This window comes from Pseudomonas sp. GW821-FHT09H03, from assembly GCF_059415945.1.
In genome coordinates this window covers 15,885-39,751 of sequence record NZ_JBWKOF010000027.1, presented here as the reverse complement: position 1 = coordinate 39,751, position 23,867 = coordinate 15,885, and the positions used below count along the sequence as shown (strand labels likewise).

At 58.3% G+C, this 23,867-nt stretch carries 25 protein-coding genes; 18 read left to right on the top strand and 7 right to left on the bottom strand.

Going from position 1 to position 23,867, the window contains the following annotated elements; all coding sequences use genetic code 11:
- Nucleotides 1-217: 217 nt before the first annotated feature.
- Nucleotides 218-1,414 (top strand): MFS transporter, encoded by a 1,197-nt coding sequence (locus AC07OG_RS25660; RefSeq protein WP_495068454.1) that lies wholly within the window; start codon nucleotides 218-220, stop codon nucleotides 1,412-1,414.
- 157 nt (nucleotides 1,415-1,571) lie between these two features.
- On the top strand, nucleotides 1,572-2,003 hold the full coding sequence (locus tag AC07OG_RS25655; protein WP_495068453.1) for a tail fiber domain-containing protein: 432 nt from the start codon (nucleotides 1,572-1,574) through the stop codon (nucleotides 2,001-2,003).
- Nucleotides 2,004-2,030: 27 nt separating this feature from the next.
- On the opposite strand, the gene AC07OG_RS25650 is transcribed toward AC07OG_RS25655, so the two are convergent.
- Both AC07OG_RS25650 and AC07OG_RS25645 read right to left on the bottom strand, forming a co-directional pair.
- Nucleotides 2,031-3,068 carry an alpha/beta hydrolase family protein gene (locus tag AC07OG_RS25650; protein ID WP_495068452.1) on the bottom strand — a complete coding sequence of 346 codons (1,038 nt, stop codon included), beginning with the start codon at nucleotides 3,066-3,068 and terminating at the stop codon, nucleotides 2,031-2,033.
- 178 nt (nucleotides 3,069-3,246) lie between these two features.
- Nucleotides 3,247-3,858 carry an FMN-dependent NADH-azoreductase gene (locus AC07OG_RS25645; RefSeq protein WP_495068451.1) on the bottom strand — a complete coding sequence of 204 codons (612 nt, stop codon included), beginning with the start codon at nucleotides 3,856-3,858 and terminating at the stop codon, nucleotides 3,247-3,249.
- A gap of 131 nt (nucleotides 3,859-3,989) precedes the next feature.
- Between AC07OG_RS25645 and AC07OG_RS25640 the strand changes: the two genes are divergently transcribed.
- Both AC07OG_RS25640 and AC07OG_RS25635 read left to right on the top strand, forming a co-directional pair.
- Entirely contained in the window at nucleotides 3,990-4,898 is a 909-nt protein-coding gene (locus tag AC07OG_RS25640; protein ID WP_495068450.1) for a LysR substrate-binding domain-containing protein, read from the top strand.
- Nucleotides 4,895-5,254, top strand: a complete 360-nt coding sequence (locus AC07OG_RS25635; protein ID WP_495068449.1) for an MmcQ/YjbR family DNA-binding protein — start codon at nucleotides 4,895-4,897, stop codon at nucleotides 5,252-5,254. Before AC07OG_RS25640 ends, AC07OG_RS25635 begins: the two co-directional genes overlap by 4 nt.
- A gap of 7 nt (nucleotides 5,255-5,261) precedes the next feature.
- Here the strand turns inward: AC07OG_RS25635 and AC07OG_RS25630 are convergent, their stop codons facing one another.
- Nucleotides 5,262-5,693 (bottom strand): DUF1294 domain-containing protein, encoded by a 432-nt coding sequence (locus tag AC07OG_RS25630; RefSeq protein ID WP_060542005.1) that lies wholly within the window; start codon nucleotides 5,691-5,693, stop codon nucleotides 5,262-5,264.
- Nucleotides 5,690-6,520: an undecaprenyl-diphosphate phosphatase gene (locus AC07OG_RS25625; protein WP_060542004.1), complete on the bottom strand. Its 831-nt coding sequence runs from the start codon at nucleotides 6,518-6,520 to the stop codon at nucleotides 5,690-5,692. Before AC07OG_RS25625 ends, AC07OG_RS25630 begins: the two co-directional genes overlap by 4 nt.
- Nucleotides 6,521-6,841: 321 nt before the next feature.
- On the opposite strand from AC07OG_RS25625, the gene pnuC reads away from it, so the two are divergent.
- The 8 genes from pnuC to fapF all read left to right on the top strand — a co-directional run bounded on the left by pnuC (nucleotide 6,842) and on the right by fapF (nucleotide 13,035).
- Nucleotides 6,842-7,405, top strand: coding sequence for a nicotinamide riboside transporter PnuC (gene pnuC, locus AC07OG_RS25620; RefSeq protein ID WP_495068448.1), 564 nt, complete (start codon nucleotides 6,842-6,844; stop codon nucleotides 7,403-7,405).
- Nucleotides 7,402-7,926 (top strand): AAA family ATPase, encoded by a 525-nt coding sequence (locus AC07OG_RS25615; protein WP_218425927.1) that lies wholly within the window; start codon nucleotides 7,402-7,404, stop codon nucleotides 7,924-7,926. The genes pnuC and AC07OG_RS25615 overlap by 4 nt, the downstream gene beginning before the upstream one ends.
- Before the next feature lie 348 nt (nucleotides 7,927-8,274).
- Complete coding sequence (gene fapA / locus AC07OG_RS25610) at nucleotides 8,275-8,706, top strand: functional amyloid chaperone FapA (protein ID WP_495068455.1); 432 nt, start codon at nucleotides 8,275-8,277, stop codon at nucleotides 8,704-8,706.
- Between the two features lies 1 nt (nucleotide 8,707).
- Complete coding sequence (fapB, locus tag AC07OG_RS25605) at nucleotides 8,708-9,286, top strand: fibril amyloid subunit FapB (RefSeq protein ID WP_060542000.1); 579 nt, start codon at nucleotides 8,708-8,710, stop codon at nucleotides 9,284-9,286.
- Nucleotides 9,287-9,349: 63 nt separating this feature from the next.
- On the top strand, nucleotides 9,350-10,159 hold the full coding sequence (fapC, locus tag AC07OG_RS25600) for an amyloid-like fimbrin subunit FapC (protein WP_495068447.1): 810 nt from the start codon (nucleotides 9,350-9,352) through the stop codon (nucleotides 10,157-10,159).
- Between the two features lie 64 nt (nucleotides 10,160-10,223).
- The gene (gene fapD / locus AC07OG_RS25595; protein ID WP_060541998.1) at nucleotides 10,224-10,904 is read left to right on the top strand and encodes a fibril amyloid maturation endopeptidase FapD; all 681 of its coding nucleotides are present in this window, start codon (nucleotides 10,224-10,226) and stop codon (nucleotides 10,902-10,904) included.
- 48 nt (nucleotides 10,905-10,952) lie between these two features.
- Entirely contained in the window at nucleotides 10,953-11,696 is a 744-nt protein-coding gene (gene fapE, locus AC07OG_RS25590) for a fibril amyloid subunit FapE (RefSeq protein ID WP_495068446.1), read from the top strand.
- Nucleotides 11,697-11,742: 46 nt separating this feature from the next.
- Nucleotides 11,743-13,035: a fibril amyloid transporter FapF gene (gene fapF / locus AC07OG_RS25585; RefSeq protein WP_060541996.1), complete on the top strand. Its 1,293-nt coding sequence runs from the start codon at nucleotides 11,743-11,745 to the stop codon at nucleotides 13,033-13,035.
- 172 nt (nucleotides 13,036-13,207) lie between these two features.
- On the opposite strand, the gene AC07OG_RS25580 is transcribed toward fapF, so the two are convergent.
- Nucleotides 13,208-14,533 (bottom strand): sigma-54 dependent transcriptional regulator, encoded by a 1,326-nt coding sequence (locus AC07OG_RS25580; protein ID WP_218425906.1) that lies wholly within the window; start codon nucleotides 14,531-14,533, stop codon nucleotides 13,208-13,210.
- A gap of 356 nt (nucleotides 14,534-14,889) precedes the next feature.
- Between AC07OG_RS25580 and AC07OG_RS25575 the strand changes: the two genes are divergently transcribed.
- From AC07OG_RS25575 to nhaB, 3 genes are all read left to right on the top strand, one after another.
- On the top strand, nucleotides 14,890-15,156 hold the full coding sequence (locus AC07OG_RS25575) for a hypothetical protein (RefSeq protein WP_060541994.1): 267 nt from the start codon (nucleotides 14,890-14,892) through the stop codon (nucleotides 15,154-15,156).
- A gap of 279 nt (nucleotides 15,157-15,435) precedes the next feature.
- Entirely contained in the window at nucleotides 15,436-16,725 is a 1,290-nt protein-coding gene (locus AC07OG_RS25570) for an NHL repeat-containing protein (RefSeq protein ID WP_495068445.1), read from the top strand.
- Between the two features lie 78 nt (nucleotides 16,726-16,803).
- Nucleotides 16,804-18,306 (top strand): sodium/proton antiporter NhaB, encoded by a 1,503-nt coding sequence (nhaB, locus tag AC07OG_RS25565; protein ID WP_495068444.1) that lies wholly within the window; start codon nucleotides 16,804-16,806, stop codon nucleotides 18,304-18,306.
- A 135-nt stretch (nucleotides 18,307-18,441) separates the two neighbouring features.
- Here the strand turns inward: nhaB and zwf are convergent, their stop codons facing one another.
- Both zwf and gnd read right to left on the bottom strand, forming a co-directional pair.
- A complete protein-coding gene (gene zwf / locus AC07OG_RS25560; RefSeq protein ID WP_060541991.1) occupies nucleotides 18,442-19,965 on the bottom strand; it encodes a glucose-6-phosphate dehydrogenase in 1,524 nt (507 codons plus the stop codon).
- On the bottom strand, nucleotides 19,962-20,942 hold the full coding sequence (gene gnd / locus AC07OG_RS25555; RefSeq protein ID WP_060541990.1) for a phosphogluconate dehydrogenase (NAD(+)-dependent, decarboxylating): 981 nt from the start codon (nucleotides 20,940-20,942) through the stop codon (nucleotides 19,962-19,964). Before gnd ends, zwf begins: the two co-directional genes overlap by 4 nt.
- Nucleotides 20,943-21,226: 284 nt before the next feature.
- Between gnd and AC07OG_RS25550 the strand changes: the two genes are divergently transcribed.
- From AC07OG_RS25550 to AC07OG_RS25540, 3 genes are all read left to right on the top strand, one after another.
- On the top strand, nucleotides 21,227-21,409 hold the full coding sequence (locus tag AC07OG_RS25550) for a DUF6026 family protein (protein ID WP_495068443.1): 183 nt from the start codon (nucleotides 21,227-21,229) through the stop codon (nucleotides 21,407-21,409).
- A 198-nt stretch (nucleotides 21,410-21,607) separates the two neighbouring features.
- A complete protein-coding gene (locus AC07OG_RS25545) occupies nucleotides 21,608-23,344 on the top strand; it encodes a phosphoethanolamine transferase CptA (RefSeq protein WP_495068442.1) in 1,737 nt (578 codons plus the stop codon).
- Between the two features lie 175 nt (nucleotides 23,345-23,519).
- Nucleotides 23,520-23,738: a hypothetical protein gene (locus tag AC07OG_RS25540; protein ID WP_218425902.1), complete on the top strand. Its 219-nt coding sequence runs from the start codon at nucleotides 23,520-23,522 to the stop codon at nucleotides 23,736-23,738.
- Nucleotides 23,739-23,867 lie beyond the last annotated feature (129 nt).

Genomic DNA, 23,867 nt, shown 5'->3' with positions numbered 1-23,867 from the left:
GGACTAAAGAGCGCCGCGTAAAACCGGCAATCATGCGTAATCGTTGACGACCATCGCGAGCAGGCTCGCTCCTACAGGGGGTCGCGTTCCCCTACAGGTTTTGCGCTCATCCGGCTCTGTCAGCAGGCTGCGATCTTTTGATCGTTAGCCTGCTTTCTTTTATTCCCCCGCCACGCCATCATGCTGCTCTTCCACCGACGCTCGCGAACCCGCCCTCATGCCTGCGCAGCAAGTGCCTCCTCAAAGCTCCATGGCGATCACCTTGCAGATCGTCTCAATCGTTTTCTATACCTTTGTTGCCTTTCTCTGCATCGGTCTGCCAATTGCCGTATTACCCGGCTATGTCCATGATCAACTGGGTTTCAGCGCCGTCATTGCCGGCCTGACCATTGGTTCACAATACCTCGCCACCCTGCTCAGCCGCCCCATGGCCGGGCGCATGTCGGACAATGTCGGCACCAAGCGCGCGATCATTTACGGCTTGTCGGGCATTGTGTTGAGTGGTGTGCTGACCTGGCTGTCGGTCCTGTTGCAAAGCTTGCCCCTCGTCAGCCTGTCGATCCTGATCGCCGGACGACTGTTGCTCGGTGTTGCCCAAGGTCTGATCGGTGTCGGCACCATCAGTTGGTGCATGGGCCAGGTCGGCGCTGAACACACCGCTCGATCGATCTCCTGGAATGGCATCGCATCCTATGGCGCCATTGCCATAGGCGCCCCCTTGGGTGTGGTGATGGTCGATCGCCTGGGATTCGCCAGCCTCGGGATTGCGCTGTCGCTGCTGGCCCTGGCGGCATTACTATTGATTCGTGGCAAGCCTTCGGTGCCGGTGGTTCGCGGCGAGCGCCTGCCGTTCCGGGCGGTGTTCGGGCGTATAGCCCCCTTTGGCGCCAGCTTGAGCCTGGCTTCGATCGGCTACGGCACCCTGACGACATTCATCACCTTGTTTTACGTCAGCCGTGGCTGGACAGGCGCAGCGTACTGCCTGACAGTTTTTGGCGTGTGCTTCATCCTGTCGCGCCTGCTGTTCATTTCCAGCATCAACCGCTTTGGCGGATTCGCTTCGGCCATTGTTTGCATGAGCATCGAAACGGCTGGCCTGGTACTGCTGTGGCTCGCGCCATCGGCAGGTTATGCCTTGATCGGCGCCGGGCTGACCGGTTTTGGCCTGTCGCTGGTGTATCCGGCTCTGGGCGTTGAAGCGATCAAGCAGGTGCCCAATTCCAGCCGTGGCGCGGGCCTGAGTGCGTACGCGGTATTTTTCGATCTGGCGCTGGCGATTGCCGGCCCTTTGATGGGTGCGGTGGCGTTGAACCTTGGGTATTCGTGGATATTCTTTTGTGCGGCGCTACTGTCGGTGACCGGGCTTTGTCTCACTTTGTTGCTGTCACGTCGCGCCATGAGTATGGCCAGTTGAAATAGCCATTATATAAATCCATTAAAACGCCTCCAGACTCAATAAAACGCAATATCCAGAATCGATTAATGCAGAGTGCCATCGTTGTTTTAAATATCAACTTCGACAAACTCTCGAACACGCACTTTCATTAACTCGAATTCAGGAAATACATATAATGCGAACAACACTGACACTCCTCGCTCCGACGCTGGTGTTTTTACTTTCCCCCACCGTCCATGCGCAAGACTCGGTTCAACAGCAAATCTGCCACAATGGTGTCTGCTATGACGTAGGCGGCCCAGGTGGCATTGGTGGCGATTGTTGCCCGTTCAGTGATGAACGTCTGAAACAAAATGTGAAACCTTTGGAAAACCCAACCCAGAACCTGCTTAAACTGAATGGCGTAACATTCAACTGGAAACAAAACAACCAGGCTGATGTAGGACTTATCGCTCAGGACGTACAAAAAGTTTACCCTCAGCTGGTCCGTACTGAAGGTGATCGCCTTCAAGTGGATTATCAAAAACTTGTCGCACCGTTAATTGAATCGGTTCGCGAACTGAATGCCAGGGTACAAACCCTGGAAACAGCTTTGGCCGAAAAGTAACGGATAATGATAAGCGCCGGTCATCGCCTATTGATCGGCGGTCTGCATCCCCGCCCGTGTGGCTCTGCCGAGGGTGCGCGAGAAAAAGCTTCCGGCTTCGGAAATAAGGTTGCGATGAATATCCGCCCGATCGACACCGTCGGCATCGGTGCACAACGCCGGCATCGAGACGATCTGCTCCTCATTGCACGGCGCCATGAACACGAAGTGCCCTGCCCCGGCCAGCAATTTGAAATCCGGGGCGACGGGCAGTTTGCGCGCCAGTGCGGCAGCGTTCTTGTCGAAGGCCACCAACTTGTCGCCATCGCCGCTGTAAAGCAGCACCGGCACGTGCACATCGGCCAGGGTGTGGCGACCAAACTTGAGGCTCAACGGAGCCATCAGCAGCAAGGCGTGGACGCGTGGATCAGCGACCGGTTGCAAATCATCTCGGTCGACAATCAGTTCCCCTTGGGTGTTACAGGCATCGCGATCATCCGGGCGCTCCTGGCAGTAGCGACGCAGGCGATCCAGGTCCGGCGTCGCGCCCGACAGAATCAACGCCGTCTCGCCGCCTGCCGAATAGCCAATGACACCCACCTGCCCGGCATTGACGAAGGGCGCCAGCATAGGGTCGCCCAAGGTAGCGGTAATGGCTTCGGAAATCTGGATCGGCCGACCGTAGAGGTTACTCAAAGTACCGAGGCGACTGTGGTCCCTGGAGTTGTCACCGGGATGGATCACCGCCACCACCACAAAACCTTTGCGCGCCAGAGACGTGGCGAGGTAGTGCAGCGCCAAAGGTGTTCCGGTATTACCGTGGGACAGCATCAGCATTGGAAAGCGGCCGATGGCGACCTTGACGTCCTCCCCGGCCTCGACCGTATAGCCCTCCAGCTTGCTGGTGTGTTCACGGTCGCTGGAAGGATAGAACGCGATGGCCCGCATCGGTTGCAGATCAAGCGGATCGAGGAACGTCAGCTCGTGGAAGCCGACACTCCAGTGAGGACGGGACGCAGGCGCGGCGTGCACTATATTCAGGCTGGCGAGCAGGCAAATCAATAAAGCTGCACAAAGACGCATCATGGGATGCCCCACCCTGTTACCGGACCTTGAGACGTTCACCTGTGACTGCATAACTCGAGCCACAAGATGAAATCCTGCAACGACCAGAAACAAAAAACTCCGCACCTGGTACTTGCGTATCCAGAATACAGAGTTTTTTTTTGGCTTACCTGAACGCTTGCTGCCTTTTACGCAAATCTTACGCGGCAGCGAACAACTGCTCGCTGATTTGCGTGTGAGCGTCACTCATGGCTTTGTTGCGCACTTCATCGCCGTAGGCCAGGCCTTGGGCGCGAACGAACTCGATGTCGGTGATGCCGATGAAGCCGAACAGCACCTTCAGATACTCTTCGTGGGCCACACCGCTCGCCTGGCCGGCGTGCATGCCACCGGAAGTCGAGACGACCACCACTTTCTTGCCACCACACAGCCCTTCAGGACCGGCTTCGGTGTAGCGGAAGGTTTGACCGGCAACGGCAATGCGGTCGATCCAGGCCTTCAACTGGGTCGGGATGGTGAAGTTGTACATAGGCGCTGCAATCACCACGGCATCGGCGGCGAGGAACTCGGCCAGGGTCTGTGCACTCAGCTCGGCTTCGTACTGTTGCTCCGCATTACGCAGTTCAGCGGTCGTACCGGCAGCGACCAGCGTGGTGGCCGAGAAATGGCTGATAGCATCGGCGGCCAGGTCACGGTAAGTCACGACGGCGGCGGGCTCGGCGGCTTGCCAGGCTTTGACCACTTCACCACTCAACTGACGGGAAGCCGAGTTATCGCCAAGAATGCTCGAATCGATATGCAGTAGTTTCATGTGGGGTCTCCAGGTGAGGATCGCCCACAAGGGCGACCTGATGGAAACAATCCTACAGGCGAAACCAATGGCTGATTAGACGGCAACAATGCGATAGTTTGTCCCACAGACAGGACAATAAGGCTCGCACCGTGCAAGATCTCAATGACTTGTATTACTTCGCCAAAGTCGTGGAAGCCGGAGGTTTCGCCGCGGCCGGACGACTGCTGGGCATTCCCAAATCGCGGTTGTCCCGGCGCATTGCCGAACTGGAGGAGCGCCTGGGTGCCCGGCTATTGCAGCGCACCACCCGCCAGCTGAAGCTGACCGCCGTAGGCGAACGCTACCTCAGGCACTGTCAGGCCATGCTGCTGGAAGCGGAAATGGCCGACGAGGCGGTGCTCAGCATGTCCAGCGAACCCCGGGGCCGGTTACGGGTGTCCTGCCCGGTGGGGCTGGCCCACGAAATCCTGCCGGGGGTGATCCGCGACTTCCTGGAAAAATTTCCCAAGGTGCAACTGGAAGTCATGCTGCTCAACCGCCGCGTCGACCTGGTGAACGAGGGCATTGATGTCGCGTTGCGGGTACGCGAACTGGGTGACGAAGACCCACTGCTGGTCACCCGCCGCCTGCGTCAGGCGCAGATGATAATGGTCGCCAGTCCCGGTTTTTTGCATGGCCGTGCAATCAGTCACCCCGACGATCTGAAAACCCTACCGGTGCTCGGCGCCCTCGAACCTGATCGCATGGTGCATATCCGCATGCTCGATCTGCTGGGCAAAAGCGTTGAACTGGCGCTCGAAGCGCGCCTGGGCATCGACGATTTCATCGTACGCAAGACCAGTACCCTTGGCGGCCTGGGCTTTACCATGCTGCCAATGATGTATTGCGAACAGGAACTGGAAAATGGCTCGCTTGTGCAGTTGTTGCCCGACTGGTCCCTGCCGAGTGGCTGGCTGCAGGCGGTCTACCCTCATCGGCGCGGAGTGATGCCGGCGGTACGCGCCTGGATCGACCATCTTGTGGAATCATTCGAGGCCTGTGGAGAACGATTGCTATGAAAGGCGCACGCATGAGTGAAGAAGAAGTTGCGACGTTCTGCCTTGCCTTGCCCGGAGCACGGGAAGACTACAAATGGGGTGGCGTGCGGGTGTTTTCGGTTGCCGGGAACAAAATGTTCGCCTTGCAGGGCCTGCGCGGCGATTCCCTGGCCTTCAAGGTTGATAAGGATTTGTTTCTCGGCCATTGCGACCGCCCGGGAATTGCCCCGGCTCCCTATCTGGCCCGCGCCCAGTGGATCATCATGCAAACCCCCTACCCGCTGGGCCGTGATGAGCTGCAAGACCTGTTGCGACGGTCCCACCAATTGGTGGTCGGCAGGTTGCCCAAGCGCATTCAGGTCCGATTGCTGCTTTGAACCTTGATTAGCGGAACGCACCGGACAGGTGCGAGCCGAGAAACAACAGGTCTATCCAGAACACCTGATGCAGCAACACGATGAACCAGAACACCAGTTGAAAGGAAACCTTGCGCGTCTTGTGCCGGAACACTTGCTGGGCCAGCAAGGCACCTGGCCAGCCACCGGCGAACTCCAGTGCGTGCAGGACGTTTTCCGGGGTGCGCCATTGATCGGCCTGGGCCTTGCGCTTGTCGCGCCAGTACAGCAAGAACGCCAGCACGCTGAAAATGCCGTAGGCCACCAGGGGAACCAGCGACACCCCTCGCAGCCAGAACGTAATCGAGCCCGTCAGCGGCAATGCACACAGCACCGCAAACACCAGCCATTTCAGCCGTGGGTTGCGTATTGGCCCAGCGGGCTGGCGGCCAGGCTGGCTGCGTGCATTGTATTGGCTCACGGCTTGGCCGCAGTCCAGTCGACCCAGCCGAACTGCCAGGTGGCCAGGATCAGCAAACCGAACACGATCCGATACCAGGCGAATGCCGCATAGCTGTGGTTGGCGATGAACTTCAGCAGGCCGCGCACGGCAATCATGGCGAAAATGAATGCGGTGACGAAACCGACGGCAAACACCGGGAAATCCGCGGGCACGAACAAATCACGGTACTTGTAGCCCGAGTACACCGCAGCACCGACCATGGTTGGCATTGCCAGGAAGAACGAGAACTCGGTAGCCGTCTTGCGCGACAGGCCGAACAGCAAACCGCCAATGATCGTCGAGCCCGAGCGCGAAGTGCCGGGAATCATCGCCAGGCACTGGGCGAAGCCGACTTTCAGGGCGTCCTTCCAGGTAATGTCATCCACCGTCTCGGCGTGCACTTGGTGCTGACGGCGCTCGGCCCACAACATGATGACCCCGCCAACCACCAGGGCGCTGGCCACGGTGATAGGGTTGAACAGGTAATGGTGAATCAGGTCGGCGAAGATCACCCCCAATACCACGGCCGGCAGGAATGCGATCAGCAGGTTGGCGGTAAAACGCCTGGCACTCGGCTGGGTCGGCAAACCGATAACCACATCGAAGATCTTGCGACGAAATTCCCACACCACCGCCAGAATCGCACCGAGCTGAATGATGATGTTGAAAGCCATTGCCCGCTCACCACCGAACTCGAGCAAATCGGCCACGATAATCTGGTGGCCGGTACTGGAAATGGGCAGAAACTCCGTCAGCCCTTCTACAACCCCAAGAATCAATGCCTGAAAGGCGGTCCAAAGATCCATCAATCCCCCAAAAGGCTATGCACCTGCATGCCCCAATAGTATTTTTCAAAGCAATCATTGCGATGATCGTAACTGAAATCCCGCGTGAAACAGCCCCCACAGAACTGTGAAAGTCCGCTGATAAATCATTCAGGACCGAGAGCTTTCCATTCGGGGCCGAAATCCTATCAGACAAGCCCGGTAAACGCTGCCGAGTATTTGGACATCGGCCGCCAAGGCAGGCTGGAGACGGTTTATTACAAGAACAACAAAGGCAGTTCGAAAACCTCGCGGCCGGCGGGTACAATCCGCCCCCTCTTCCATTTCCCCCAAGGAACCTCCATGTCCGGGCTTGAACTGTTTGCCGCCGCCCTCGGTGTCATTGCCGTCTGGCTGACGGTCAAACAGAACCCCTGGTGCTGGCCGATCGGCCTGGTCATGGTGCTGCTTTACAGCTGGATATTTTTTACGGTGAAGCTGTATTCGGACATGCTGCTGCAAGTGATTTACGCCGGCTTGCAGCTGTACGGCTGGTGGCAATGGACCCGCCCCGGGCAAACTCTACAGGGCCGCGCGGTCAGCCGCCTGGGTGGCAGGGCCGTAGCCATCAGCCTGGCGATTGGCGCATTCGGCAGCCTGTTGCTGGGCGCGGCCATGGCCCACTGGACCGATGCCGCGCAGCCTTGGCTCGATGCGGCGCTCACCGGATTCAGCCTGGTGGCGCAGGTGTGGATGGCGCAAAAACGGGTGCAATGCTGGGCGCTGTGGATTGCCCTGGATGTGATTTTCGTTGGGTTGTTCGTTTATAAAGAGCTGTACCTGACCGCCACCCTGTATGGCTTGTTCGCGATTATCGCCGTGCAGGGCTGGCGTGAATGGCGCGCCGATCCGGCGTTACGCGCATGAAAGTCCTGGTGCTGACCGGTCCGGAATCCAGCGGCAAAAGTTGGCTGGCAGCCGGCTTGCAGGAACATTTCGGCGGCGTTCGAGTGGACGAGTATGTGCGCCACTTCATAGAGCAGAATCCGCGGGACACCACCCTTGCCGACATCCCCGACATTGCTGCCGGGCAATTGCGATGGGAGGACGAGGCTCGCGCCAGACACCCGCAACTGCTGATTCTCGACACCCACTTGCTGAGCAACATCCTCTGGAGCCAGACCCTGTTTGGCGAATGTCCGGCCTGGATCGAACAAGCCCTGCTGGCCCGGCACTATGACTTGCACCTGCTGCTGTCACCGCAAGACGTCGAATGGACAGATGATGGTCAGCGCTGCCAGCCCGACCTGGGCGAACGCCAGGCTTTTTTCGACAGGACTCAGGTCTGGCTCGACAGCCACGGCCAAGCTGTTCAGATTCTGGATGGAAACTGGGCACAACGCCGGCTTCAGGCACTCGACTGCGTGACTCGACTTTTGCATCCCTGACCCTGAATTCGGGGCATTTGCCCCATTCGCTCCCCTGATCCAGGAAAAAACTGTCCGCTGCTGAAACACACTCCCCTGCGCAAGTGGCCCGTTTAAAAGCCCCTCATCGTTTAACGACCTGACCTGTCACGACTTTGAAACACATCGACTAGAACCCCTGTTCCAGAGCGGTGCAACGACTTTATCGGGTCGCAACCCGGTAGTTATGTCTCAGGACTGATACAGAATCAACATTGATCTATCGGCCAAATTCTGCAAGCTATTGATTTTCCAATGAAATCAAAAACCGGCACAGCTTTCGCTCCTTATCCCTGCCAGCCCACATAAAGAAGGAATTGTGCCGTGGGGATGTTCATCGATAAAGGCTTGTCCTGCCTCCTGCTGATCGCAGGTGCTGCCAGTACGCTCCTCACATTCGACGTCCAGGCTGAAGGCAACGGTGTCATCGTGCTGCAACGCGATGTACAGCCGCAGTATTTCGGTCGCAATGGTGGCAGGGACCCCTATCCGAGCACCATCAACGCCAACCCATCGGCACGGGTCACCGGCGAACTGAGCGACGCAGACATTGCCGGCGTCACCACCGGTACCGCCCTGCGCAGTAGTAATGGCCAGCACCTGAACGGTATGCAAGGCCTCAACGTCATCAGCAATCCCAATGGTATGCCCGGCATGCGCGCCAGTCACGGCGGCGGCAGCGGCAACGCCATTTCAGGAACCGTCAACCGCGCCATGAGTTCCGGCCTCGCCCCACTGGGCAGACTGACTGGAGGTCAATGAGATGCGGCATTTCCTCATGTTCCTTGCCCTGTTCGGGTGCACCAGCGTGATGGCCGACTCCGGGGTCAGCACGGTGAACAACGCCAGCATGGTGGATGCCGGCACCCGCTACAAAGGCAACTTCAACGTCAACCAGGCCTCGGGTGATCAGCATCAGCAGGCCAACGTCCGTGCAATCGCCATCGGTACCGACGCGAGCGCCACCACCCGCATCAATCAGAAAATCAACACCCAGGCCGATAGATCGGTTGATGCAACCACCACCCTCGGCGGCACATCTTTCAGTAATGGCAACGGCGTCCTGGGTGTGAACCAGGGTGCGGGGGCCAACAACCAGATGGCCAACGCCATGCGAATCAGCGTCAGCGCTGCACCGCAAGCCGTGGACGACAGCGCCCTTTCTCAACAAAACGTGGCGTTGCTACCTGGCTCGGGGGCAAGTGGCGCCCCAACCGGCGCTCGCCAGGTGGTGACAAGCGACCAGGCCTTTGCTGGTAGCCGGGGAGTGATCCAGGTCAACCAGAGTGCCGGTGTAGGCAACCGCATGACTAACACCCTAAGCATCCGGGTCGCTGAATGACCCGAAGGCAGTGCAATTAGAAAAGTAACAACATTTGAATAACGCAAAAGCACGGAGATCACCATGAACTCTACAATGGCCTTGAAACCAATGGTTTTCGCTCTGGCAGCGGTGATGGCATTCGCAGTTCAAGCCGCCGCGCCTGACGATGACCAAGGCAATGGCAATCAGCCTGCAGGCCCGTCGCTGGACCAAGTTCTGCAGATCACTGCGGGCGCCGGGGCCGTCGTGGTGGATGAGCAGGAGAGCAACACCGGCTCAGTACGCAACCAGGGCACCCAACATGATGCCAGGGTCAGAGATTCGGCAGAATCCTCAAACGGCAACCTGGGCATGAACAATGCCTCCGGCGACGGCAACCAGCAAGATAACGCTGCCGCACTGGCGACCGCGGACGAAAGCTTCATCTTCGGCAGTGCAATCGCTGTCACGAGCGCGTCTCAGACGATCTCTGGCAACACCGCCAGGAACCGCGCGAGCGCCGCCAACGCCAACATGACCAACGTGGGTAACAATGGCTCTGGCAACATTGGCGTAAACAATTCGGCCGGCAGCTTCAACCAACAGAAAAACAACCTGGCGATTGCCGTGTCCGGCGGACGTGTAGCAGTCGCAGCGGCGGCAGCCAACCAAAGCTCGTCCGGCCTCACGGCCAACAACAGAGCCTTCGTCGCCGTTGGCGCAACAGGTCTGGCTGGCGTAACCACCCAACAAATGGTGACCCCGGCGGGCTGGAACCCGGTCACCAACACTGCAACACTCAACAACGTCGGCAACAATTTCTCCGGCAACGCTGGCTTCAACAACTCTGCCGGTACCGGCAACCAGCAAAGCAACTCGCTCTCCATCGCTGCAGGTTGCAGTGGCTGCTAGTGATTGCGGTCGACATAAAAGCCCCGGCGACGGGGCTTTTCCTCGGTCCGAAGGCGTGATGACAATGCGCAAGGCTGCACTGTTCGCCCTCCTCTGCCTGTCCGGCCTGACCCAGGCTGGGCAGATGCCGGTGGCCGCCTTGCCTGGCGGGGTGCTGGTGTACAAGCAGGTGCAGAGTTTGCGTGAGCGCAAGTTCAGCAATATCGTCGAGCAGAAAACCGATTTCAGCTGCGGCGCCGCGGCATTGGCAACGGTCCTGCGCCAGGCGTACTGGCTTGATGTCGATGAAGAACATGTCATCAAAGGCATGTTGATCAATGCCGACCAGGACCTGGTGCGTACGCAAGGCTTTTCCATGCTGGACATGAAGCGCTACATCGAAAGCATCGGCATGCGCGCCCGGGGCTACAAGATCCCGCCTGAAAGGCTCGACGCAGTCACGATCCCGGTAGTGGTCCTGATGGAGATTCGTGGTTACAAGCACTTCGTGGTGATGCAGCGCGCCGACAGGAACTGGGTCTATATCGGCGATCCGGTACTCGGTCACAAGCGATACTCCCATGATGACTTCGTCAAAGGCTGGAATGGCATTGTGTTCGCGGTCGTAGGCCCCGGCTACGACAAAACCAATGCATTACGCAGTCCACCGGAACCGCTGACTGCCAAGTACAAACTGGACAACTTCAACCCGGTCAAAGATGCCGAATTGATGGATTTCGGTTTCATACAGAGCGACTTTTTTTAATCGCCAACAAGCCAACAAACAGAGAGCAGGACGCTCCGGGAGCAGTAAATGAAAACCTCCTATTGGCTGGCCGCTGCTTGTCTGGTGACGAGCACCACCGGCTTTGCCAATGACTTCAATCCCGTCGAGATAAAGGATGAAGAGCTGGCCCAATTGCGCGGCCGGTATGTCATGCCGGGGCGCGTTATCAGTTTCGGCGTGGTCATGAGCAGTACCTGGCGCAATGCCAGTGGCGACCTGATCGGGGCAGCCACTACGATGCAAATTCAGGCCGCGACGGTAAAACCCCAATTTTACGTATCAACCATCAAGGAAAGGGGCAACGGCAGAACGCCCACGCTGGGCTCCGGCACAGTGCTCGGTGGCGCCAGCCTGAACACCAGCCAGGCAATTACCCAGGTCACACGGGCCGCCGGTGATGACAACACGGCAAACAACAGCATCACCATCGACGTCAAGGAGGCCAGTATCGCCCCGGCACCGTTGCCCGCACAGGGCGAGGCGCTGGTAGCCGGCCAGACCATCACCGGCAACAATGCAGCAGGCAGTGTCGCCGTTTCCGCCACCGGTGGCGGGGTCCAGATGGCGATTACCGCCAATAACAATCAGGGTTCGTCCCTGCACAAAATCGCGCAGAGTGGCCTGGTACAAAACACCCGCTTGCAGGGCAATAACAATATGGTCAACAACCTCACTCAACTGAGTGTGATTCTCAATAATGACGGTCCGGGCACGGGTGGCCAGAACTTCAATCTGAATCAACTTACCGCACTTCGTACGCAGGGGTACTAAACTACCCTGAGGCTCGAACATTGGGCATCAAGGGACGGCATATTTCATGTATCGATCAGTACCCCTGCGTGCAGTCGTATGTTTGAGCGCCCTATTCCCCGCGGCAGTATTGCAGGCAGCACCCGATGCCGAACTACAGGCTCTGAAACAGGAACTGCTGGAGTTGAAGCAACGATACGAAGCCCAACAAAAAGCCTTGGCGGTACTCGAGCAACGAGTCCGCCAGGTTGAAGAACAGCCCGCAGCACCGCAACCCAAGCGCCTGGTCAAGTCACCAGCGGATATGAAAGGCAATTCGAAAGTCGCCACGGGCACCGGGGCAGCACCAGCCTCCGCAGGCGGCAGCTCATATGGACAAACGCTGGTAGAAGACTCGCAACCGGCCCAAAGCGTTTCCAATCTCTATGACGAAGCCAGCGGATTCTTCGGCGGCGGCAAGTTCAGCGTCGAAACCGGCATAACCTACTCGCGTTACGATACGCGGCAATTGATTCTCAACGGCTTTCTTGCGCTGGACTCGATCTTCCTGGGCAACATCAACCTGGACCGAATCAAGGCCGACACCTGGACCCTTGACCTTACCGGTCGCTACAACTTCAACAATCGCTGGCAGTTCGACCTGAACGTCCCGGTGATCTACCGCGAATCCACGTATCAATCCGGCGGCGGCAACGAGGGTTCGGCAGGTGTCACCTCCGAAGCATCCGTTACCCGGGACCCGAATATTGGCGACGTCAACTTCGGCATCGCCTACAAGTTCCTCGACGAGTCGGTCAACACGCCGGATGCGGTGGTGACCTTGCGCGTGAAGGCGCCCACCGGCAAGGATCCGTTCGGTATCAAACTGCGCCAGGTCGACGCCAACTCCAACCTGTTCGTGCCTGACACACTGCCTACCGGCAACGGGGTCTGGTCGATCTCGCCAGGTATCTCGCTGGTTAAAACCTTCGACCCGGCAGTGTTGTTCGGCAGTTTGTCCTATACCCACAACCTGGAGGAGTCGTTCGACGACATCAGTTCGACGGTCAATCAAAAGACACCGGGTAAAGTACGAATCGGCGACAGTATCCAGATCGGTGCCGGTATCGCTTTTGCGTTGAACGAAAAGATGAGCATGTCGTTCTCGGTCTCTGACCTGGTACAACGCAACAGCAAAATCAAACAGGACGGTGGAGAGTGGGAAAAGGTGATATCCAGCGATGCCAACGCCGGTTACTTCAACATCGGCATGACGATTGCCGCCACTGACAGCCTGACCATCGTGCCTAACCTGTCCATCGGACTGACCGACGACGCCCCGGACTTCCAGTTCAGCCTGAAACTTCCTTATTACTTCTGACCCTTCGACCATACCCCGTCGATGTGAGTACACGCTGATTGCATGGCCCCCCATAAATCTGTAGGAGTCGGCTTGCTGGCGATGGCGTTGCGGTGGACAACGCAATATTCAAGACCGCCATCGCCGGCAAGCCAGCTCCTGAAGGAACTGGTGCAGGCTGCGATCTTTGCAATCAGCGAATCTGGTGTTTGTGCAACAACCGGTAGAAGGTCGGCCGAGACACACCCAGTACCTTGGCGGCGACACTCAGGTTGTCGCTGTGGCGGCTCAATACATCACACAGTGCCTGGCGCTCGGCACGGGTCTTGTAATCTTCGAGGGTACCCATGGGGGCGGTAATGGCCTGCTGACTGATCAACCCCAGATCGCGGGCCTCGATCTGCCGGCCTTCGGCCAACACCAGGCCGCGCCTGACCCGGTTAGCCAGCTCGCGAACATTGCCCGGCCAGTCGTGCTTGCCCATGGCAATCAGTGCGTCCTCGCTGAAGCTGCGCGGACGCCGGCCGGTTTCGTGGCTATAGAAGTGCGAAAAGTGGTTAGCCAGCACCAACAAGTCGCCGTGGCGCTCACGCAGCGGCGCCGTTACCACTTGCAATACGTTCAGGCGGTAATACAGGTCTTCGCGAAAGCGGCGCTTTTGGATGGCAGATTCAAGGTCGACGTGAGTCGCCGCCAGGACCCGCACATCCACCGGGATCGGCTGACTGCCGCCAACACGCTCGATGTGTTTTTCCTGGAGAAATCGCAGCAGGTTGGCCTGCAACTCCAGCGGCAGGTCACCAATCTCGTCAAGAAACAATGTCCCGCCATGGGCCGCTTCAATTCGCCCGACCTTGCGCTGGTGCGCACCGGTGAAGGCGCCTTTTTCATGACCAAACAGCTCGGACTGGATCAAGTGCTCGGGAATCGCGCCGCAATTGATGGCGACAAAGGGCTTGCTGTGACGCTGGGATTGTCGGTGCAGTGTCCGCGCCACCAACTCTTTGCCCGTGCCGCTTTCCCCCCGAATCAATACCGGTGACTCCGTCGGTGCCAGCTTGCTCAGCAGCTTGCGCAACTCACGGATAGGTTTGCTGTCACCTAGCAGCTCGTGCTCAGGCTGGTCGACATGTACCGTGCCCTGCCCGCGCAGGCGTGCCATGCCATATGCGCGGCCCAGTGTAACCTGCACCCTCGCCACATCGAACGGTAAGGTATGAAAGTCAAAAAACCATTCGCAGACAAAGTCCCCGACATTCTGCAGGCGCAGGACTTCCTGATTCAGCACTGCTATCCATTCGGTACCACTGCGACTGATCAATTCCTTGACGGCGTCGGGGCGCTCAAGGTGATAGGGCTGCAAGCGGATCAATCCGACGTCACAGGAGCGATCGGCGGCATTTTCCAGCGAGCAGCTATCCACGTCCCAGCCCACAGAGCGCAATCCCGGGAGCAGGCGATAGCAGTCATCGCAGGGGTCCACTACTAACAACCGCCGTAAGGCAGGCGCATCGCTCATGACTGTTCCTTGGCGCCAAAATTAAGGAATATTTAGTAAAAACAGTCGTTTGGCGGACCTAGGTGTAACGTTAGCAAGAAGTTGACGGGGCCTTGTACCGTTTGTCTATAGCGTTGATACCAAACTAGTTATAAGAAGCAGGTTTATTAGTTACCTAACGACTATTTCCTTTCAGCCAGCTTTCAAAACAAGGCTCCCTCTTGAATAGATGCAAGAATAGATGCAAGAAAGTGAAAATTTATTGTGATTGTGTGTGACCCGGGGGGCGCTTGCGGGCATCAGTAAAAGTAAGAAACCGAACGGTAAGCCCAACCTTCGGCATTTCACTTGATTGGGCATAATTGAGAGAAGACCTTATGAACGCCCCGCTCCGTATCAACGAAGCTCTTTTGATTGCTGATCGCGCATTCAAGCCATTTAAATGTGTGGCATGGGCCCCGCAAGACGGTAACGGCGAACTGACTCTTACGGTTATCGACCGCACCAGTACCAACATCGGACGCACGCAGATTCCAAGCAGCGCCTATACCGATCCCGAACAACTCGAACACGTGCTGGAACAGGCCCGCGCGGAATTGAGCGAGGAAGGCTACACGCTGCAATCGTGGTCGATGCCGCACTAACTGTCTTGCGGATTACTTCCCGGTAATCCGCTCCCTCCTCTCGTTAGTTAACTGGCCTTTTACGGCCAACTGTACTCATCGACACTGACTGAGTGGAACTTCTATCGCCTGATTGATTTGCAGGCTAGTCAGTGGTTCGAAAAGACACTGTTGTGGCACACAGCGACCCTCCGCCTGTTAGTTCTTGCAGTTGTGCATCTTGTCATTCAGGGATTGAATGTTTTCCTGATAGTCGCCATCCCGACTCTGGACCAGGCCAACTCGCAAGGAGATGCGTGCATGTCAATCCAGTCTGCTGTTGCCTTCCCCTGCACCCGTAACGACGACGGTAAACTCGATATCACGTTCGCCGCCAACGGCAGAACCCAGGTGTATTTTGCCGACAGCCTTTGCAGCGTGGCCAACGGGGTAGCAATAGATGCCCAGGGCCGCTTGCTGGTGTCCGCGAAGGTCACAATGCCCGATGGCAGCCGCTTCGGTCTGGCCAGATTGCTCGAAGATGGCTCGGCGGACCTGGCATTTGGCCGACAGGGCAGTGTCATCGGCCAATTCGAACCGGGCTTTGAAGCCATGGGGGCCAAAGCCGTGGTGTTGGCCGACGGTAATATCCTGCTGGCCGGCCTGCATTACGAAGACGCCCATCGCACGCTGCCGGCCGTGGCACTGTTTGATCCACAGGGGTTACCGGTTCAAGGCTTCGGCAACAATGGTCGCAGCGTGGTGCGCTTGCCCGGCGACCTGTCCCGGGGAGTGCGTGATGCCTGGCTGCCTCCCGGTGTACCCGGCGCAGAAGCCTGCGATGTCGGCATACAGAAGGACGGGCGAATCCTGCTACTGGCCAATCACCACTTCGAACTCGCCGATCACGTTGGCCTGCTGATGCGCCTGGACGTGGAAGGCTCGCTGGACAGTTCGTTCAATGGCCGCGGTTTCGTCATGGTCAGGCATTTACTGATGAACACCTGGCTAAGCTGCCTGACGGTGCAGCGCGATGGACAAATCCTGGTGGGTGGATCGATCAACTTTCCCGAAGAAGGTCTGCTGGCGCGCTATCAAACCGACGGCAGTCTCGACGAAAAATTTTCCATCGATGGATTCATGACCTTCAAGGCACAGGGGCACAACGCGCAGGTTACCCGGGTAGTCCAGCAGGAGAATGGCGACGTGCTGTGTTTTGGCAGCAGCCGCGACCCGATGCATTGCCTGGCATTTAAAACCCACAGCGACGGTCGCCCGGATAACCATTGCCACGGTGGCCTGCCCCAGCTTCTGGAAATTGGTCACTGCGGCTGCCAATGGACCGCCGCGCAAGCACAACCCGACGGCACTGTACTGACCGTTGGCGCAACCATCGGCGGCAGCGAGGCAGACTTCATTCTGGGGCGGTATCTGCCCGACGGGCAACTCGACGCCGGGTTCGGCGACGGCGCGGGATGGGTGCGCACCCGCTTCGGTCGCAGCCTGGATACGGCAACCTGCGTTGCCGTGCAGGCCGATGGGAACATCCTTGTAGGAGGGTACTCACTGGACGGCACATACAAGGCAATCGTCGCACGCTATCTGGCGTAGGCCACTGTATTTTTCCTACGCTTGATCTTCTCTCGCGCTTGCGGCAACTTGCGCGCTTCTTAAGACAAGGAGCAGCTGATGTCCGGTTCAATGGCCCAGGCGTTCGCGCACAACTTTCTCGGGCAATCGCCCCGCTGGTACAAGGTCTGCATCGTCGGCTTTCTGATCCTCAATGCCCTGGTGCTATGGACGGTGGGTCCGGTGGCAGCCGGCTGGCTGCTGGTACTGGAGTTCATCTTCACCCTGGCCATGGCGCTCAAATGTTATCCGTTGATGCCCGGTGGCCTGCTGCTGGTTGAAGCGCTGCTGCTGAAGATGACAACGCCCCAGGCGCTGTATGACGAGTTGCTGCATAACTTCCCGGTGATCCTGCTGCTGATGTTCATGGTCGCCGGCATCTACTTCATGAAGGACTTGCTGCTGTTCCTGTTCTCACGCCTGCTGCTCGGCGTGCGCTCCAAGGCCTTGCTCGCCCTGATGTTCTGCTTTTTATCGGCGTTTCTGTCGGCGTTTCTCGACGCCTTGACCGTAACCGCCGTGATCATCAGTGCGGCCGTGGGGTTCTACTCGGTGTATCACCGCGTTGCTTCGGGTAATGATCCACGCCAGGACAGCGAATTTGGCGATGACCAGCACTTGCCGACACTGCATCACGGCGATCTGGAACAGTTCCGTGCCTTTCTGCGCAGCCTGTTGATGCATGGCGCCGTGGGCACCGCACTGGGCGGCGTCTGTACCTTGGTTGGCGAACCGCAAAACCTGTTGATCGGCCACGAGATGGGCTGGCATTTCTTGGAGTTCTTCTTGAAGGTTGCGCCGGTATCCCTGCCGGTGCTCGCGGCAGGTCTGGTGACCTGCGTGCTGTTGGAGAAACTGCGCTGGTTCGGCTATGGCACCGTGCTGCCCGATAACGTTCGCGCGGTGCTGGCCAACTACGCGGCAGAAGATGATGCCGAACGCACCACACGCCAGCGTGCAGCTTTGATAGTCCAGGGCGTGGCCGCATTGATCCTGATTGTCGGCCTGGGGTTTCACATCGCCGAGGTGGGCCTGATCGGCTTGATGGTGATCGTGCTGATCACTGCGTTCACTGGCATCACCGACGAACACCGCCTGGGCACCGCGTTCAAGGACGCCATGCCGTTCACCGCCTTGTTGGTGGTGTTCTTCGCCGTGGTGGCCGTGATTCACGACCAGCAACTGTTCACGCCGCTGATCCAGTGGGTATTGGCGCTGCCGGCGAATCAGCAGCCGGGGATGCTGTTTATCGCCAACGGCCTGTTGTCGGCCATCAGCGATAACGTATTCGTGGCGACCATTTACATCACAGAAGTGAAACGCGCCTTTATTGCCGGCGCCATGACCCGCGAGCATTTCGAGACATTGGCCATTGCGATCAATACCGGCACCAACCTGCCAAGCGTGGCGACACCCAACGGCCAGGCGGCGTTTCTGTTTCTGCTGACGTCGGCGATTGCACCGCTGATTCGCCTGTCTTACGGGCGCATGGTGTGGATGGCGTTGCCGTATACCGTGGTGATGGGCGTGCTTGGCTGGTACGCCGTCAGCTACTGGCTGTAACCCTGCCGTCCCCCCGCCCGCCCTGTAGGAGCGAGCACGCTCGCGAAAAACCTGAGAGCGCCGCGGGGGGCAGGCCCCCAGCGTTATCGTTGACGACCATCGCGAGTCAACTCGCTCCTACAGGATTTGGCGTTGCTACCCGAGACGGTGCCAGACTCGACCATCGCGGGCCAGCAACTCCTCACCGGCCTTGGGGCCGTTTTCCCCGGCGGCGTAGTCCTGCACGCTTGAGTCCTGCTGCCAGGCATCGAGGAACGGCTGCACGGCACGCCAACCGTTCTCGATATTGTCGGCACGCTGGAACAGCGTCTGATCGCCCGTCAGGCAATCGTAGATCAGGGTCTCGTAGCCGGTGGACGGCTGCATCTCGAAGAAGTCCTTGTAGGCAAAACCCAGCTCGATATTGTCCATTTTCAGTGACTGGCCCGGTCGTTTGGCCAGCAGATCGAACCACATGCCTTCGTTGGGCTGAATCTGGATACGCAGATAGGTGGGTTTCAGCTCCTCAACCTCGGTATCACGAAACTGCGCGTAAGGTGCCGGCTTGAAACAGATGACGATCTCGGTGTCACGCACGCTCATGCGCTTGCCGGTGCGCAGGTAGAACGGCACACCCACCCAGCGCCAGTTGTCGATCATGACCTTGAGCGCGACATAGGTTTCGGTCGTGCTGTCGGGCGCCACGTTGTTTTCCTGGCGATAACCCGGCAACGCCTTGCCGTCTACCTCACCGGCGCAGTATTGGCCACGAACCGAGTTGGCCCGGGCCTCCTCGACGGTCCATGGCCGGATCGCGCCAACCACCTTGGCTTTTTCGCCACGCACCGCGTCGGCGCCAAAGGCCGCTGGCGGCTCCATCGCCACCATTGCCAACAACTGAAACAGGTGATTGGGCACCATGTCGCGCAGGGCGCCAGTGTTTTCGTAGAAACTGCCACGGGTTTCCACTCCGACGGTTTCGGCGGCGGTGATCTGTACGTGGTCGATGTAGTGATTGTTCCAGAATGCTTCGAACAGGCTGTTGGAGAACCGGCTGACCAGGATGTTCTGCACGGTCTCTTTGCCCAGATAGTGATCGATCCGGTAGATCTGCTTTTCCGTCATGACCTTGAGCAAGCAGGCGTTCAACGCCTCGGCGGTATGCAGATCGGAGCCGAAGGGCTTCTCGATGACCACCCTCCTGAAGGCATCCTGTGATTCCTCCAGCAAGCCGGCGGCGCCGAGACGACGGGCCACCTCACTGAAAAAGCGTGGCGCGGTGGCCAGGTAGAACACCGCGTTGCCGGTACCGCTGTCGGCGATTTTCGCCGCCAGCGCCTGATAAGTGCTGTCGTCCAGAAAATCGCCCTGGACGTAGCTGATTCCTTTGGCGAGCCTGGCCCACACGACCGGATCAAGGGCTTGATCGCCCTTCCCGACCTTGGTGGCCACCTCGTTGCGAATGAAGTCTTCGAGTTTTTGCGCGAAGCCTTCATCGCTGATGGCGTTGTGGTCAACGCCGATGATCCGCAGTCCATCCCCGAGCAGTCCGTTGCGACTGAGGTTGTACAGCGCCGGCATCAGCAGACGCTTGACCAGATCCCCGTGAGCGCCAAACAGGAACAGCGTGGTTGGCGGCGCGGGCTCGGTCTTGGATTTCCTGCGGATCCCGTGGGTCATTTTTTCGCTGTCTCCACGTGACCGCCGAAGCCGAAGCGCTGGGCCGAGAGAATCTTGTCGCCAAAGGTGCCTTGCCCACGGGAGCGGTAGCGCGAGAACAGCGAGTTCGACAGCACCGGTACCGGTACCGCTTGTTCCATGGCGGCTTCGATCGTCCAGCGGCCTTCACCGCTGTCCGCTACCGAGCCTGAGAAACCTTCGAGTTTCGGATCGCTGGCCAGGGCATCAGCGGTCAGGTCGAGCAGCCAGGATGACACCACGCTGCCGCGACGCCAGACTTCGGCGATATCGGCGACGTTCAGGTCGAAACGTTGATCCTCGGGCAGAATCTCGCTGGACTTGGTCTTGAGGATGTCGAAACCTTCGGCGAACGCCTGCATCATCCCGTACTCGATGCCGTTGTGGATCATCTTCACAAAGTGACCGGCACCGGCGGGACCGGCGTGAATGTAGCCGCGCTCGGCGCGATCATCGTCAGACTTGCGATCCTTGGTGCGCGGGATGTCACCCAGGCCCGGGGCCAGGGTTTCGAACAACGGGTCGAGACGCTTGACGGTCTCGGTATCACCGCCAATCATCATGCAGTAACCGCGCTCCAGGCCCCAGACGCCGCCGGAAGTGCCGACGTCGATGTAGTGCAGACCTTTTTCCGCCAGGGTTTTCGCCCGACGAATATCATCCTTATAAAAAGTGTTACCGCCGTCGATGATGGTATCGCCGGCTTCGAGCAAGGTGCTCAGCGTGTCGATGGTGTCTTCGGTCGGTGCGCCTGCCGGCAGCATGACCCACACCGCTCGTGGCTTGGCCAGTCCGGCGACCAGGGCCGGCAGGTCGGCCACACCGGTGGCGCCCTCCGCGGCCAGGGTTTCGATGAAGGCGGTATTGCGGTCATAAACAACGGTGGTGTGCCCGTTGAGCATCAGGCGCCGCGCAATATTGCCGCCCATGCGGCCCAGTCCAATAATCCCGAGTTGCATGTGCTGATGCTCCCTACTACAAATAAATGTGTGTCAAAGGTTATAGCGCAACGTGACCAATGAAGCCCAAAGAAGCTTTAGTCAGGTGCGTTGCCATGAAGTTTCCGGGCATTGTGCCCGATCCTGACTGATAACGCCTGCAATCAGCCCGAAGACACAACGACAATGCAAAATAAAAAAGTTCCCTTCGAGGGAAAAAGAAATCAAAATTGGCGCCGATAGCAGGTCGACCTCCCGTTGCGAGGCTTACCTGTAGTTGAGACACGCCATTTGCGAGGTGAGCAATGGGCACAGTACACGCCGTACAGCCAGCACAAACCCTTTACGTCACTATCCGTCGCGATGAATTGCGCCAGTTGAAAGACGAGCGCGATCAATTGAAACAGGAGCTGACCCAACTGCGTCTGTTGCTGCAAGGAAACGAGGCCAAGCCGTTACCTGTCACTCACCGCGTCCCTCACGTCTGATCCTTCCTCAACGCGCAAGCGGTCTGCACTGCTTGCGCTCGCTGCACATCGGGCCGATACCGGCAACTCACAAAATTTTCACATTCAGAAACAGATAATTTGCGGTTGATGGCCGCTCGCTATTCGCGCGACCCTGTTCCGTCGTCCGGGATGTTCAACGTCCCGGCAATAGAAGTGTTTTATCGGCTGGAGCGCTGAATGAATGTGTTTGAACGCAGCAACAAGTCTGCGAAAGGTTTCGATTGGGCCGGGTTCGTCTGGCTGTTTGTCTTCTTCTGGTATTTTTCCGGCATCACCCAGCTGCTCATCCAGCTGACGGGTACCTCCGGATTCTCCGGGTTCCGCCAGGCCTTCGTGATGAGCGCCCTCTGGCTTGCGCCGATGCTGCTGTTCCCCAGGCAGACGCGTGTACTGTCGGCATTGATCGGTGTGGTGCTGTGGGCGTGCTCCATGGCCAGCCTGGGTTATTTTTTCATCTATCAGCAAGAGTTCTCGCAAAGTGTCATCTTCATCATGTTCGAATCGAACGTGTCTGAAGCCGGCGAGTACATGACCCAGTATTTTGCCTGGTGGATGGTCCTGGCATTCCTCGCCCACAGTGCTTTCGCCTACTGGCTGTGGACTCGCCTGCGCCCGGTATACCTGCCACGCGGCAAAGCCCTTTTGGCAGCCACCGCAATCGTCATCGCAGTGGTCGGCTATCCGCTGCTCAAGCAGACTCAACGCACCGGCAGTTTCGCCGCAGGCTTCGAGAAGTTCGAAACCCGCATCGAACCGGCAGTGCCCTGGCAGATGGCCGTGGCCTATCACCGCTACCTGGAAACCCTTGCCAGCATGCAAGGGATGCTCGACAGCGCCCGCAAGATCCCGCCGCTGCGCAACCTCAAGGATGCGATGGCCAACCAGCCGGCGACCCTGGTACTGGTGATCGGCGAGTCCACCAACCGCCAGCGCATGAGCCTGTACGGTTATCCGCGCAACACTACGCCAGAACTGGACAAGCTCAAGGATCAACTGGCGGTCTTCGACAATGTCATTACCCCGCGCCCCTATACTATCGAGGCGCTGCAGCAGGTTCTGACCTTCGCCGATGAAGAAAACCCGGACCTGTACCTGTCGACGCCGTCGCTGGTCAGCATGATGAAACAGGCCGGTTACAAGACCTTCTGGATCACCAACCAGCAGACCATGACCAAGCGCAACACCATGCTCACGACCTTTTCCGAACAGGCCGACGAACAGGTGTATCTGAACAACAACCGCAACCAGAACGCCGCCCAGTACGATGGCGATGTCATCGAGCCATTCAACAAGGCCCTGGCTGACGCGGCGCCACGCAAGCTGATCGTCGTGCATTTGCTCGGCACGCACATGAGCTATCAGTACCGCTACCCGAAGACTTTCGACAAGTTCACCGACCGCACAGGTGTCCCCGCCGGCGTGCGTGATGATCAGTTGCCGACGTACAACAGCTATGACAACGCGGTGCTGTACAACGATTTCGTGGTCTCCAGCCTGATCAAGGACTACGCCAGGACCGATCCGAACGGATTTCTGCTGTACCTCTCTGACCACGGCGAAGACGTGTTCGACTCTGCGGGCCACAGCACTCTGGGACGCAACGAGAATAAGCCGACGGCGCCGATGTACACCATTCCATTCATGGCCTGGGCTTCGCCAAAATGGCGTGCCAGCCATGACTGGAATTTCACCGCAGCGCTGGATCGACCGTACAGCAGCTCCCACCTGATCCATACCTGGGCCGACCTCGCAGGTTTGAGCTTCGATGAACTGGATCGCAGCAAGAGCCTGGTCAGCGACAGCTTCAAGGTGCGCCCGCTGATGATCGGCAACCCTTACGAACGTGAACAGAAAGCCTTGATCGACTTCAGCCTGATGAAGCCCAAAGCGGCGCCGACGGTCGTTAAGCAGTAAACCTTCAAGGGGCCGGTTCCGGCCCCTTTCTCATACCCCGCGCCGCACACTCTCTGCAGCCTCACACCCCTGGTGAAGTTAATTCCCATTTAACGGAATCGGCGGATAATTCTGTTTGTACACCGACTCATTGACTCATGGATGAAAGGCATCCGATCAGTAGTGGAGGCAAACCATGAAACGTACTGCAATGATCATCGCAGGATTGATGGCACTGGGTTCCGCCAGTGCATTTGCCGAAGGTGGCGCCGAACGCATGCGCTATTACTTCGAAAGCCTGCGACTCGCCCAGCAGCAAGCGCTCGGGCAAGCGAGCCAGAGTGCGGAACTTCGGGTCCCCGACGATCAAACCGCGCAAATGACTGAATCCTACAAGGACCGCGATGATCTGTAGGAGCGAGCAGGCTCCGGGCGGCGTTCCGACGATAGACGTTAACGATGACGCGGGCGTCCTGAATGCCAGAGGTGCTCTCTGGTTTTTCGCGAGCATGCTCGCTCCTACAGTTTGTTCTTCAGCGCACGC

Excerpts from the sequence above, each read along its gene's own strand:
- AC07OG_RS25660 (WP_495068454.1), top strand. The coding sequence starts at position 218 with ATGCCTGCGCAGCAAGTGCCTCCTCAAAGCTCCATGGCGATCACCTTG.
- AC07OG_RS25655 (WP_495068453.1), top strand. The coding sequence starts at position 1,572 with ATGCGAACAACACTGACACTCCTCGCTCCGACGCTGGTGTTTTTACTT.
- AC07OG_RS25650 (WP_495068452.1), bottom strand. The coding sequence starts at position 3,068 with ATGATGCGTCTTTGTGCAGCTTTATTGATTTGCCTGCTCGCCAGCCTG.
- AC07OG_RS25645 (WP_495068451.1), bottom strand. The coding sequence starts at position 3,858 with ATGAAACTACTGCATATCGATTCGAGCATTCTTGGCGATAACTCGGCT.
- AC07OG_RS25635 (WP_495068449.1), top strand. The coding sequence starts at position 4,895 with ATGAAAGGCGCACGCATGAGTGAAGAAGAAGTTGCGACGTTCTGCCTT.
- AC07OG_RS25625 (WP_060542004.1), bottom strand. The coding sequence starts at position 6,520 with ATGGATCTTTGGACCGCCTTTCAGGCATTGATTCTTGGGGTTGTAGAA.
- pnuC (WP_495068448.1), top strand. The coding sequence starts at position 6,842 with ATGTCCGGGCTTGAACTGTTTGCCGCCGCCCTCGGTGTCATTGCCGTC.
- AC07OG_RS25615 (WP_218425927.1), top strand. The coding sequence starts at position 7,402 with ATGAAAGTCCTGGTGCTGACCGGTCCGGAATCCAGCGGCAAAAGTTGG.
- fapA (WP_495068455.1), top strand. The coding sequence starts at position 8,275 with ATGTTCATCGATAAAGGCTTGTCCTGCCTCCTGCTGATCGCAGGTGCT.
- fapB (WP_060542000.1), top strand. The coding sequence starts at position 8,708 with ATGCGGCATTTCCTCATGTTCCTTGCCCTGTTCGGGTGCACCAGCGTG.
- fapC (WP_495068447.1), top strand. The coding sequence starts at position 9,350 with ATGAACTCTACAATGGCCTTGAAACCAATGGTTTTCGCTCTGGCAGCG.
- fapD (WP_060541998.1), top strand. The coding sequence starts at position 10,224 with ATGCGCAAGGCTGCACTGTTCGCCCTCCTCTGCCTGTCCGGCCTGACC.
- fapE (WP_495068446.1), top strand. The coding sequence starts at position 10,953 with ATGAAAACCTCCTATTGGCTGGCCGCTGCTTGTCTGGTGACGAGCACC.
- fapF (WP_060541996.1), top strand. The coding sequence starts at position 11,743 with ATGTATCGATCAGTACCCCTGCGTGCAGTCGTATGTTTGAGCGCCCTA.
- AC07OG_RS25580 (WP_218425906.1), bottom strand. The coding sequence starts at position 14,533 with ATGAGCGATGCGCCTGCCTTACGGCGGTTGTTAGTAGTGGACCCCTGC.
- AC07OG_RS25575 (WP_060541994.1), top strand. The coding sequence starts at position 14,890 with ATGAACGCCCCGCTCCGTATCAACGAAGCTCTTTTGATTGCTGATCGC.
- AC07OG_RS25570 (WP_495068445.1), top strand. The coding sequence starts at position 15,436 with ATGTCAATCCAGTCTGCTGTTGCCTTCCCCTGCACCCGTAACGACGAC.
- nhaB (WP_495068444.1), top strand. The coding sequence starts at position 16,804 with ATGTCCGGTTCAATGGCCCAGGCGTTCGCGCACAACTTTCTCGGGCAA.
- zwf (WP_060541991.1), bottom strand. The coding sequence starts at position 19,965 with ATGACCCACGGGATCCGCAGGAAATCCAAGACCGAGCCCGCGCCGCCA.
- gnd (WP_060541990.1), bottom strand. The coding sequence starts at position 20,942 with ATGCAACTCGGGATTATTGGACTGGGCCGCATGGGCGGCAATATTGCG.
- AC07OG_RS25550 (WP_495068443.1), top strand. The coding sequence starts at position 21,227 with ATGGGCACAGTACACGCCGTACAGCCAGCACAAACCCTTTACGTCACT.
- AC07OG_RS25545 (WP_495068442.1), top strand. The coding sequence starts at position 21,608 with ATGAATGTGTTTGAACGCAGCAACAAGTCTGCGAAAGGTTTCGATTGG.
- AC07OG_RS25540 (WP_218425902.1), top strand. The coding sequence starts at position 23,520 with ATGAAACGTACTGCAATGATCATCGCAGGATTGATGGCACTGGGTTCC.